Genomic DNA, 10,503 nt, shown 5'->3' on the forward strand with positions numbered 1-10,503 from the left:
CGGCTCGCCGGTATGACGGGCGGTCAGGCGTAGTCAGCGGTGGGCTGGGCAAGGCCGGGACCACCTGCGTGCGGGGACTGGACATAGTCCTGCGGCGGCTTGGGAAGGTCCTGCAGGCAGGATGCGGAGCAGGCGTTGACCAGAAGCGGCAAGACGTCGGTGGCAACGCGCAGCGAGATCCATGCCTGGTGGATCTCGGCTCCCTCCAGTGACCGGTCGCACACGCTGCACCTGCGAACGGCCGCAGCACCCCATTCTCCGGGGTCGACGTCGTCGAGGCCGAGGTCCGTGGCCACCACGCGGGCGGGCTGGAGCGGGGGGAACGGTGGGCGGAGCTTCTCGTTGCCGAACAGGGCGCGCGTGCTCACGGTGCTGCGCTTCAAACTCGGGCACCTGGTCAGCTCGTACGGGAACCAGTGCAGCCGATAGGACGTGTACGGCGTGAATTCCTGCAGGCTGCTCATGGCGCCGATCTCCGGAGGGATCCGAACCAGGCTGCTGCCGTAGAGGTTGAACTGCTTGACGGCGGTGAGCTTGGCGATGCTCGGCGGCAGGGTGACGATCTGGCGCCGCTCTTGGGGGCTCATCTCCGCAAGTGGTCGAAACACCTCCCGTCCGTCCACGGCGGCTTCCTCAATCAGCGCCAGGAGGTGCTGCCAGGCCGGCGACGATGTGTCCTGTCGCTCATTGTGGAAGCGCACCCGCCGTCGGTTGCTCACCCGGCCCTGGTCGAAGCAGGTGCAGACATCTCGGCGGGAGGCGCTGCTGCCCGGGGCCGAGTCCGAGGTGTCGCCCCGCCCGTTGGTGTGGGATGCCAGCTCTGGTTCATTCGCCATGGCGGACACGATACGAAGACGCGGGTGAGCCGGATCAGTTGGGGGTTGCGGCTCGACCCGAAAAGCCCACCCTGAGATGATCACGGCCAGGGGCCGGGGCCCGCCGGGGGCCTGGCCGTAGACCAGGGCAGGGCGTACCGTCCACCCGTCCACGGCGTGGCGAGGACAGTGCGATTGGCGGTCGCGCAGAGCACGGTGCCCGAAGACCCTACGGACCGGGGGGCGTTGCGGGCGGCCGGGTAGGAGATCCGGGCCCTGATGACCGAGGCCGCCGGAGCGGGTGCGCGACTGGAGCGGTTCCTGTCGCACACCGAGCTCTCCTTCCTTTACTCCCCGGGCACCAGTCGCTCGTCGTCGAGGCGGACGGCTTCCGGTTCGGCTTCGCGCTGTGCATCGAAGCCAGATTTCCGGAGGTGTTCGCCGAGTACGAGCGCCTGGACGTCGACTGCGTCCTGCTGTCGGTGATGGCTGACGACGCGCCCAGGGCCCGTGTCGCCCAGGCGTACGGGACGCTCTACAGCTACTGGCTCGGCTACTCCATCCCGGGCGCAGTACAGCGCCACGGTGCCGTCCGGGATCGTGGCGCTCGGCGGACGGTGGCTGGCGCGCTGTCCCTCGGACGGACGTCCCGCCCTGGCGGTCGCGGACATCGACCTCGACTCGCAGGACAGGGACATCACTCTGACTGTTCGTCACGCCCGCCCGTGGCGCGCGCAGCCCGGGCCGGGCTCTACGACGAGCACATCCCGGTCGGCGACGCCCGCAGCGACACCCGCACAGCCTTCTGACACCGCCGCCTACCGGCCCGACCCCGACCGGCGCCCCAACGCCGGTGGCACCGCTCTTCGTTGCTCTGGGGCCCGGGCCTCGGAGCAACGGCCTCACCCTTCCGCGATCAGCTCACTATCGGCTTGTACGGCTTTGGCCTGAATTGCCGTACCCGCCCTCGGCGCTCTTGTAAGGACCACGCAGCCGCAATGACAATTGCACACCGATCGTGAGCAGCCCCTGGAAGCGGAAGGCGGGACGTGATGCACCTCGGCGCAACCCTCCAACGAAGGATTCGAGGCCGGATCGGCGCAGGACTTGGGGTCCTGACCCTGCTGGCGAGCGTGATCGTCGTCGCGGCCGCGTCGCCCGCGCAGGCCGGCGACTCCTACTGCAACAACGGGAAGAACGTTGTCGGCGACATCGAGAAGAGGTACATCGACATGAACGGCCCCGCCGGGCCGCTCGGGTGTCCTCTCACGGACGAGCTGGTCAACCCCGACGGGTTCGGCCGGCGAACGCAGTTCCAGAACGGCACGATCTACTGGTCCCCGCGCAGTGGCGCCTGGCCGGTCTGGGGAGACATCGGCGGCAAGTGGTGCGACCTCGGATGCGAACGGGGATGGCCCGGATACCCCACCTCCTACGAGGTCAAGGCGGGCGACCAGATCCGCCAGAACTTCCAGTGCGCGGTGATCTACTTCCAAGCCGTTGGCGGCGGGGCATCGAAGACCTGGACAAGCGAGAACCTCTGCCTCTGACGCTTCGCACAGGGCACCCGTGACACATCAGTGCCCCGACCGGGATTCCGGTCGGGGCACTGAGGGGCAGGCAGGGTCAGACGGTGCCGAACTCGCCGGCCTGGACGCCGGTGACGAACGACTGCCAGGCGTCGGCAGGGAAGACGAGCGCAGGGCCCTCAGGGTCCTTGGAGTCGCGGACGGGGATCAGACCCGGAAAGTCAGGCGAGATCTCGACACAGTTCCCCCCGTTGCCGCTGTGTCGCGACTTCACCCACCGGGCGCCGGTCATGTTGATGGGCGTCATTCAAGGTCCTTCCGAACAGCGCGGATCATGGCGAGTGAGGCCACCGTGGACAGCGACTCCACCTGCAGCTGATCGTAGTCCTCCTCCCAAGCCGCGATCGGGGCACGGCCGCGTTCCAGGTACCCCCGGAGCTGGGACTCGGCGTATCCCACCACCGATCGATCTGGCAGGGTGAGCAAGACCACCGGCAGCATGAACGGCCGCTGCTCAGCAAGCTCGAACGGCGCGACCTGAACCGTGATGTTGGGCCGGTCGGCCAGCGCCTCAAGATGGTCGAACTGGGCTCGCATCACAGCGTGGCCACCGATCGGCCGTAGGAGACAGCTCTGGTCCAATACGGCATGGATCGTCGGCGGAGCCTTCTGTTCCAGTAGCTGTTGGCGCTGGACGAGGAACGCCACTCGTTCATCGGCTTGTTCCTGGCTGATGCTGCCACGGCGGACGCTTGCGGCTTCAAATGCTGCGGCATAGGCAGGAGTTTGAAACAGTCCGGGGATCACTCCCAGCTCGAACGTTCGCAGGCGTCGACATCGTGCCTCAGCCTCCGCGAACTCGGCGAAGCCCTCAAGCAGGCTGGCACGCGAGTAGCGACGCCAGAGCTCATAGAAGGTGCCACCAGTTCCGAACACTTCGTCAGCTTTAACCGCGAAGTTATGAGTTACGGGCTTCTTCGCTCGTTCGACGTACGAGACCATGGCATTCGAGAAACCCATCCGCCGCCCCAGCTCGGTCTGCGACCATCTCATGGCTCGCCTTGACCTGCGGAGTTCCACACCGAAGCGAACGAGTGGCGATGATGTCAGGTCAGATTCGCTTTGCTGCATGGGCGTTGCCACCTATAACCAGACGAAACAGTCAAGGGTTAGACACTGGCCATCGTAGGCCAATCAGGCCACCATGGCTACGCCCGGTAAGAGATCGGGAACCCAGAGCAACCACTGGAGCCAACATGCCCAGCCGCCCCCATATGCCCGCGTACAGGCCCAAGGTCGGAGAAGTCGTCCGCGACCTCGCCCACCGCACGGCCACCGGCGAGCCCTCCGAAGGCGTCTACATGGACACCCTCGGCGACCTCGCCTACCTGCGCCCCGCCGGCGGCGGCTGCGAGTGGACCACCAAGCCCGAGCACCTCCAGCGGCTCGACCACCCCCGCCACCTCACCGTCCAGCACCCCAGCAGGCCCCGCGCGCACGACGCCGCGTGAGCCCGACCCTCAGACTCCTCGCGGCCGTCACGGCCGTGCCTGCCGCCAGCGCCGGCGCCGCCGTCCTCGCCTGCTGGCCGATCCGCGACGGACCCTGCGGCCCGCGACTGCTCATCCTCGGCCTCATCGTCGCGACCGGCGTCGTCGCCGGCCTCCCCGCCTGCTTCACCTGGCTCTCGATGCCAACGGAACCCGACCGAGCCATACCCCCGACTCCCGTCCGGCTCGCGGCCCCCGCGCGAGCCGGGCGGGTCACCTACATCCAACTCATCCCACCGGAGCCCGACTTGCTGTACCCACTCCCCGAGATCCTCACCAACCCGCCCCGCCGCCGGCTCGGCCACCAGGCACTCGTCCTCAACTCCGACGGCGCCGTCCTCCTCCTCGAAACCACCTACAAGAACGGCCACACCCTCCCCGGCGGCAGCGCCGAGCGCGACGAACTCCCCCACCTCGCCGCCCGCCGTCACACCGAGACCCAGACCGGACTCGTCCTCCCGCTCCGCAGCCTGCTCGCCACCGACTACACCGACACCCAACTCCTGCCCGAGGCCGTCCACTTCGTCTACTGGGGCGGCCGTCTCACCCGGGCCCAGGAGGTGACCCTCGCGCGCCACCTGCCACCCCCGCACGTCGTCGGCCTGCACTGGGTCCCCGAGGCCCGGCTCCCCGACGTCATGGCCACCCACCAGCACCGCCGCACCACCCAGGCCCTCACCGCCCTCGCCCGCGGCGCCCACCTCCCCTTCCTCCTCCGCGGCATCCCCGCCGAGTAGCCCCGCCGACCCAGCGCCGCCGAGTAGACAGGTCGAACAGCCTCGCCGAGCAGCCCCCCTCTCACCGCGCCCGGGCGAGGAAGAGGTCGCTGAGGAGGTCCATGGCGATGCTCCCGCCGTGGGCGTCCAGGACCCGCGCGGTGTCGGCGAGGACGTGCTCGCGCCGGTCGGGGGCGAGGAGGCGATAGCGCGAGAGCGAGGCCAGGTAGCCCAGGTAGCGGGCGGTGTCGTAGTGCTGCTCCTGCCGGTACCGGACGCTGCGCAGGTCGGTGAAGCGGCCGTCGCGGCGGCACTCGTCCTCGGGCCAGCCGGGCAGCCCGGCCCAGTTCCCGGCTGCCTCGCCGTAGGCCGAGGTCAGGTCCTTGTGCGGAGAGTCGGTGATCCCGTGCCGGCGGTCTACCTCGGCCAGGGCGGCGTGCAGCCCCGGATCACGGATCCCCTGCGGGTTCCAGAACAGTGCCACCGCGCCGCCGGGCGCGAGGGCCTCGTGGGCGAGGCCCCACCGCCGCTGCGGGTCCACCCAGTGCCAGGACATCGCGGCGAGGAGCAGCCCGAAGCTCCGGCCGTCCGGCTGCCACTCCTCGAAACGGCCGGCGTGGACCCGAACGCCCGGATACGGCCCGGTGTTTCGTCGGAGCACCTCCGCCATCCGCGGGTCGGGCTCGATGCACACGAGCGGTGTGCCCAGCGCGGCGAACGGCAGCGTGGCCTTTCCGGTACCCGCCCCGACCTCCACCGCGGCACGGTCACCCAGTGCCGCGTACGCCAGCACCTCCGCGACCAGCGCGTCGGCGTAGCCCGGGCGGGCGGCGTCGTAGAGCTCGGCCACCTCTCCGAACACCTGGCTGCGCGCCGGGTCGACCTGCCCCTGGTCGGTCATGCGCATCCCCTCCGGTTCCCCGATGGTCACGACGCTCCCCCTCGGGTCGTCCAACTTCCTTTGACGATAGGCTGGTTGCGACACGCAGTGTGACACTCGGGGCCTCCGGCCGGAACAGGGACGCAGGGGAGGAATCGCGTACCGCGAACGGGCCGCCGCCCGGCGGGGCGACGGCGGGCGTCAGACGCCCGGCAGGCCCGTCGTGAGGCCGTCCAGGGTGTGCGAGCAGACGCAGTCCCGGGTGACGGGCAGGCTCTCCAGGGCCTTGAACAGCACGGTGCGCAGCCGGTCGACATTGCGCGCGAAGACCTCCAGCACCTCGGCGTGGGTGACGCCCTCGCCGCTCTCCACGCCCGCGTCGAGGTCGGTGACCAGGGCCATCGAGGTGTAGCAGAGGCCGAGTTCGCGGGCGAGGACGGCCTCCGGGTGGCCCGTCATGCCGACCACCGACCAGCCGTTGGCGGTGAACCAGCGGGACTCGGCACGGGTGGAGAAGCGCGGGCCCTCGATCACCACCAGGGTGCCGCCGTCGACCGGCTCCCAGCCGGCGTCGCGGGCCGCGGCCGCGGCGGTGTGCCGGCCGGCCGGGCAGTACGGGTCGGCCATCGAGACGTGGACGACCTCGGGCGCCTCGCCGCCCGGCAGCGGGAGGCCGTCGTAGAAGGTCTGGGTCCGGCCCGAGGTGCGGTCCACGAACTGGTCCGGGACGAGCAGGGTGCCGGGGCCGTACTCGGGGCGCAGGCCGCCGACCGCGCACGGCCCGATCACCTGCCGGACGCCGAGGGCGTGCAGCGCCCAGAGGTTGGCGCGGTAGTTGATCCGGTGCGGGGGGATCCGGTGGCCGCGGCCGTGCCGGGGCAGGAAGGCGACGGTGCGGCCGGCCACCTCGCCGAGGAACAGGGAGTCGCTGGGCGGGCCGTACGGGGTGTCGACGGCGATCTCGGTGACGTCGTCGAGGAGCGCGTACAGGCCGGAGCCGCCGATCACGCCCAGCTCGGCGCGATGGGCCGCGGTGTCCGCCGTTCCCGCCATGCCAGCCATTCCCGCCATGCCCGCAGCGTCCGCCATACCCGCCATCTCGATGATCCTTTCGTCCGGAGAACTGGCCCCGCCAGCCTAGGCGGGCAGCGGCCACGGGGGTGCCGGAACCGTTCCCACCGGTCACGGACGGCGGCCGACCCGGAACCCCTGCCGACATATGTCGGCGGACTGCATATACTTTTCCCTGGCAGGTGCGGTATACATACTGGGTATGCAGGCCGGACCGGGCCGCGGGGAGTCCCTGCCGGTCCGGAAGCCTTCCGTCGCCATGCCGCATCCCGGGCGCCATGCCACTTCCAAAGGGGGAACACCCATGCCTCAGACCAATCCCAGCAGGAGCGCCACCGCACCCGTGCTGCACTTGGACCACGTCACCCGGGTCCACGGCCGGGGCGCGGCCGAGGTGCAGGCGCTGCGCGGGGTCGACCTGGCGGTCCAGCCCGGCGAGTTCGTCGCCGTCATGGGCCCGTCCGGCTCCGGCAAGTCCACCCTGCTGAGCCTCGCCGGCGGGCTGGACACCCCCAGCACCGGCCAGGTCCTGGTCGAGGGCGTCGCCCTCGGCGAGCTCGGCCGCAAGAAGCTCGCCGAGGTCCGCCGCCGCTCGGTCGGCTACGTCTTCCAGGACTACAACCTGATCCCGGCGCTCACCGCCGCCGAGAACATCGCCCTGCCGCTCGAACTCGACGGCGCCGCCGGGCGGGCGACGCGCCGCAAGGCCGTCGCCGCGCTGGCGGAGATGGGCATCCCCGAGCTCGCGGACCGCTTCCCGGACGACATGTCCGGCGGCCAGCAGCAGCGCGTCGCCATCGCCCGCGCCCTGATCGGCGACCGCCGCCTCGTCCTCGCCGACGAGCCCACCGGCGCCCTCGACTCCGCCACCGGCGAGGCCGTCCTCGCCGTCCTGCGCGCCCGCTGCGACGCCGGCGCCGCCGCCATGATGGTCACCCACGAACCCCGCCACGCCGCCTGGGCCGACCGCGTCGTCTTCCTCAGCGACGGCCGGATCGTGGACGAGAGCATCGGCCAGGACGCCGACTCCCTGCTGCGGATCGCCGCCCGCCACGGCCGCGCGCACCAGGCCAACGGGATCGGGGCCGTCCGATGAAGCTCCGCTCCCTCAAGGTCACGCTGCGGATCGCCCGCCGTGACGCCCTGCGCGCCAAGGGCCGCAGCGCCCTCGTCGTCGCCATGGTCGCCCTGCCCGTCCTCGGTGTCGCCGGCGCCGACGTCGTCTACCGCAGCGGGCAGCTCACCACGGCCGAACGGACCGAGCGGCTGCTCGGCGGGTCCGACGCGTACGTCACCGCCTACGCGCCCGGCAGCACCGTGCACCAGCTCCCCTTCGCCGAGGACGGGGCCTACGCCGTCGCTCCCCGGGAGGGACAGGCCCCGACGCCGGAACAGGCCCGCGGCGCCACTTCCATCCCGGCCGACCTGCTGAAGGAGCTGCTGCCCGGCTCCACCCTGCTGCCGGCCGGCCCCGGCCCCACCGCGAGCGCCGCCTCCCGGGAGGGCCTGCTCCAGACCGACACCGCCGAGGCCGACCTCGCCGACCCGGCCTGGAAGGGCAGGATCACCCTGGTCGAGGGCCGGGCGCCGAAGGGTCCGCACGAGGCCGCCGTCACCCGGGCCTTCCTCGACGAGTCCGGGCTCGGCCTCGGCTCCACCACCACCCTGAAGGGGCTGGAGAAGACGCCGTTCACCGTGACCGGCGTGGTCGAGCGCCCCGGTGACCTCGGCAAGGTCGAGTTCGTCGGCCGCCCCGGCGAGGTCCTCGCGCCGCTCGCCGCCCTGGCCCCCGCCGCCAAGGCCCCGACCGGTGGATCCGAGCAGGCCGCCGACAAGGCGTCCTGGCTGGTCAAGCTGCCCTCCGGCAAGCCGCTCGACTGGGCCGGCGTGCAGCAGCTCAACCAGTACGGCTTCACCGCCACCTCGCGCACCGTCGCGCTCCACCCGCCGGCCGAGGGTCAGGTGTCGTACCGCGCCCAGAAGGTCAGCCTGAGCGACTCCACGCGCAAGAACACCGCCGTCGTGGTCGCCACCGTCGCCGGCATGGCCCTGCTCGAAGTCGCCCTGCTCGCCGGGCCCGCCTTCGCCGTCGGCGCCCGCCGCTCCCGCCGGCAGCTGGCCCTGCTCGCCGCCGGCGGCGGCGACCGCGGGCACGTCGCGGCCGTCGTCCTCGGCGGCGGCCTGGTGCTCGGCGTGGCCGGAGCGGCCGCCGGGGTGCTGCTCGGCACCGGTCTGGTCGCCGCGCTCCGGCCGTGGATCGAGGAGACCGCCGGCAGCCGGTTCGGCCACTTCGGCCTGCAGGCCGCCGACCTGGCGGCGATCGGCGCCGTCGGCCTCGTCACCGCGCTGCTCGCCGCCGCGCTGCCCGCTCTCCAGGCCGCCCGGCAGAGCGTCACCGCCGGGCTCAACGACCGCGACACCGTCAAGCCGCCGAACCGCCGGACCACCGCCCTCGGCATCGTCCTCTTCGTCGCCGGCGCGGCCACCGCCCTGCTCGCGGTGGGTACCAACGACGGCACCGGCCGCGGCATCGCCGTCTTCGCCGGCCTCGACAAGATGACCCTGATGGTGCTGGCCGGCTCGGCCGCCGCCGAACTCGGCCTGCTCGCCCTCACCCCGCTGCTGATCGCGCTCTGCGGCCGGATCGCCCGTCATCTGCCGCTCAGCGGGCGGCTCGCCCTGCGCGACTCCGCCCGCCACCGCGGGCGCACCGCCCCGGCCATCGCCGCCGTCATGGCCGCCGTCGCCGGCTCGGTGGCCGTAGGCCTCTACACCGCCAGCACCGAGGCGCGGGACCGTGAGACCTACCGGCCGCACACCCCGGTCAACGCCGTGACGCTCGCCGTCCCCGCGGGCGACCCGCAGCTCCCCCGGCTGCGGTCGGCCGTCGAACGCGACATGCCCGGTCTCGGCGAACGCGCCGACCTCTCCCAGGCGTTCTACTCCTGGTGCCAGGGCTGCTCCAGCGCGGTCACCCTCAAGGGCAGTGGTGGCGGCCTCGGGCGGAACTCCCTCGTCGTCGGCGACGCGGCCGTCCTGCACAACGCCTTCGACCTCCGCGACCCGGCCGCCGACCAGGCGCTCGCCGCGGGCAAGGCCATCGTCTTCAACGCCTCCCGGATCCACGACGGCAAGGTGGTGCTGCAGCTCACCGGCGGGTTCACCAGCGCCCCGCAGCCGGGCACCAACCCCGGGCAGGACATCAAGGAGATCGCCGTCGACGCCGTCCTGGTCGACAACCCCGCCGCCGACCGCTACGGCGCCGCCGTCATCGGCGCCAAGGCGATCGAGAGCCTCGGTCAGGGCGTCAGCGTCCAGCCCGTCGGCGCGGCCTGGCTGCCCGCCACCGTCCCCGACCGCCGGGCGCAGCAGCGCGCCGTGGCGACCGCCGACCGGCTCGTGCCGATGGCCCAGCTCGAGGTGGAACGCGGCTTCCAGGCCAAGGACGACCTGCCGACCCTCGCCCTCACCGGCTTCGCCGCGCTGGTCGTCCTCGGCGCCGCCTGCATCGCCACCGGCCTCGCGGCCGCCGACTCCCGGCGCGACCAGGCCACCCTGGCCGCCGTCGGCGCACCGCCGGGCATCCGCCGCCGGCTCTCCGGCGTCCAGTGCGCGGTGATCGCCGTGCTGGGCGCGGTGCTCGGCACCGTCAACGGGTTCGTGCCCGCGCTCGCCCTGCTGAAGACCCGGGACATCGACTACCCGGGCGTGACCAACCCGGTCGTCGTTCCCTGGGGCGAGATCGCCCTCACCGCGCTGGTCGTCCCGCTCCTCGCGGGCCTGCTCGCCGGCCTCTTCACCCGCTCCCGCACCCCGCTCACCCGCCGCCTCGGCTGAGGCCGCGGCCGACCCCCGCCCGGGCCGGGGGGGGGGGGGAGGGGGGGGGGCGGGGGGGGGGGGGGTGGGGGTGGTGGGTGGTATCTGCCTACCCCCCCCCAACCC

At 72.2% G+C, this 10,503-nt stretch carries 10 protein-coding genes; 5 read left to right on the forward strand and 5 right to left on the reverse strand.

Annotated elements, in window-relative coordinates:
• Nucleotides 1-23: 23 nt before the first annotated feature.
• Nucleotides 24-836 carry a leucine-rich repeat domain-containing protein gene (locus ACZ5WK_RS01580; protein ID WP_465543849.1) on the reverse strand — a complete coding sequence of 271 codons (813 nt, stop codon included), beginning with the start codon at nt 834-836 and terminating at the stop codon, nt 24-26.
• A 1,031-nt stretch (nt 837-1,867) separates the two neighbouring features.
• Here ACZ5WK_RS01580 and ACZ5WK_RS01585 point away from each other — a divergent pair.
• Complete coding sequence (locus ACZ5WK_RS01585; protein WP_465543851.1) at nt 1,868-2,365, forward strand: LGFP repeat-containing protein; 498 nt, start codon at nt 1,868-1,870, stop codon at nt 2,363-2,365.
• A 76-nt stretch (nt 2,366-2,441) separates the two neighbouring features.
• Here ACZ5WK_RS01585 and ACZ5WK_RS01590 read toward each other — a convergent pair whose 3' ends face one another.
• Together ACZ5WK_RS01590 and ACZ5WK_RS01595 are read right to left on the reverse strand one after the other, a co-directional pair.
• Entirely contained in the window at nt 2,442-2,651 is a 210-nt protein-coding gene (locus ACZ5WK_RS01590; RefSeq protein WP_465543853.1) for a DUF397 domain-containing protein, read from the reverse strand.
• Nucleotides 2,648-3,475, reverse strand: coding sequence for a helix-turn-helix domain-containing protein (locus tag ACZ5WK_RS01595; protein ID WP_465543855.1), 828 nt, complete (start codon nt 3,473-3,475; stop codon nt 2,648-2,650). Before ACZ5WK_RS01595 ends, ACZ5WK_RS01590 begins: the two co-directional genes overlap by 4 nt.
• Before the next feature lie 125 nt (nt 3,476-3,600).
• On the opposite strand from ACZ5WK_RS01595, the gene ACZ5WK_RS01600 reads away from it, so the two are divergent.
• Both ACZ5WK_RS01600 and ACZ5WK_RS01605 read left to right on the forward strand, forming a co-directional pair.
• Nucleotides 3,601-3,855 carry a hypothetical protein gene (locus ACZ5WK_RS01600; protein ID WP_465543857.1) on the forward strand — a complete coding sequence of 85 codons (255 nt, stop codon included), beginning with the start codon at nt 3,601-3,603 and terminating at the stop codon, nt 3,853-3,855.
• Nucleotides 3,856-3,890: 35 nt separating this feature from the next.
• Nucleotides 3,891-4,631, forward strand: a complete 741-nt coding sequence (locus ACZ5WK_RS01605) for an NUDIX domain-containing protein (RefSeq protein ID WP_465543859.1) — start codon at nt 3,891-3,893, stop codon at nt 4,629-4,631.
• Nucleotides 4,632-4,692: 61 nt separating this feature from the next.
• Here ACZ5WK_RS01605 and ACZ5WK_RS01610 read toward each other — a convergent pair whose 3' ends face one another.
• Nucleotides 4,693-5,541: a class I SAM-dependent methyltransferase gene (locus ACZ5WK_RS01610; RefSeq protein WP_465543861.1), complete on the reverse strand. Its 849-nt coding sequence runs from the start codon at nt 5,539-5,541 to the stop codon at nt 4,693-4,695.
• A gap of 150 nt (nt 5,542-5,691) precedes the next feature.
• A complete protein-coding gene (locus tag ACZ5WK_RS01615) occupies nt 5,692-6,561 on the reverse strand; it encodes an S-methyl-5'-thioadenosine phosphorylase (protein WP_465543863.1) in 870 nt (289 codons plus the stop codon).
• Between the two features lie 304 nt (nt 6,562-6,865).
• On the opposite strand from ACZ5WK_RS01615, the gene ACZ5WK_RS01620 reads away from it, so the two are divergent.
• Complete coding sequence (locus tag ACZ5WK_RS01620; protein ID WP_396325554.1) at nt 6,866-7,657, forward strand: ABC transporter ATP-binding protein; 792 nt, start codon at nt 6,866-6,868, stop codon at nt 7,655-7,657.
• Nucleotides 7,654-10,398, forward strand: a complete 2,745-nt coding sequence (locus tag ACZ5WK_RS01625; RefSeq protein ID WP_465543865.1) for an FtsX-like permease family protein — start codon at nt 7,654-7,656, stop codon at nt 10,396-10,398. The genes ACZ5WK_RS01620 and ACZ5WK_RS01625 overlap by 4 nt, the downstream gene beginning before the upstream one ends.
• Nucleotides 10,399-10,503: the final 105 nt, after the last annotated feature.

This window comes from Kitasatospora sp. NPDC032757 (assembly GCF_055579305.1).

Coding starts and splice junctions, on each gene's coding strand:
- ACZ5WK_RS01625 (WP_465543865.1), top strand. CDS start 7,654: ATGAAGCTCCGCTCCCTCAAGGTCACGCTGCGGATCGCCCGCCGTGAC.
- ACZ5WK_RS01595 (WP_465543855.1), bottom strand. CDS start 3,475: ATGCAGCAAAGCGAATCTGACCTGACATCATCGCCACTCGTTCGCTTC.
- ACZ5WK_RS01590 (WP_465543853.1), bottom strand. CDS start 2,651: ATGACGCCCATCAACATGACCGGCGCCCGGTGGGTGAAGTCGCGACAC.
- ACZ5WK_RS01580 (WP_465543849.1), bottom strand. CDS start 836: ATGGCGAATGAACCAGAGCTGGCATCCCACACCAACGGGCGGGGCGAC.
- ACZ5WK_RS01585 (WP_465543851.1), top strand. CDS start 1,868: ATGCACCTCGGCGCAACCCTCCAACGAAGGATTCGAGGCCGGATCGGC.
- ACZ5WK_RS01615 (WP_465543863.1), bottom strand. CDS start 6,561: ATGGCGGGAATGGCTGGCATGGCGGGAACGGCGGACACCGCGGCCCAT.
- ACZ5WK_RS01600 (WP_465543857.1), top strand. CDS start 3,601: ATGCCCAGCCGCCCCCATATGCCCGCGTACAGGCCCAAGGTCGGAGAA.
- ACZ5WK_RS01620 (WP_396325554.1), top strand. CDS start 6,866: ATGCCTCAGACCAATCCCAGCAGGAGCGCCACCGCACCCGTGCTGCAC.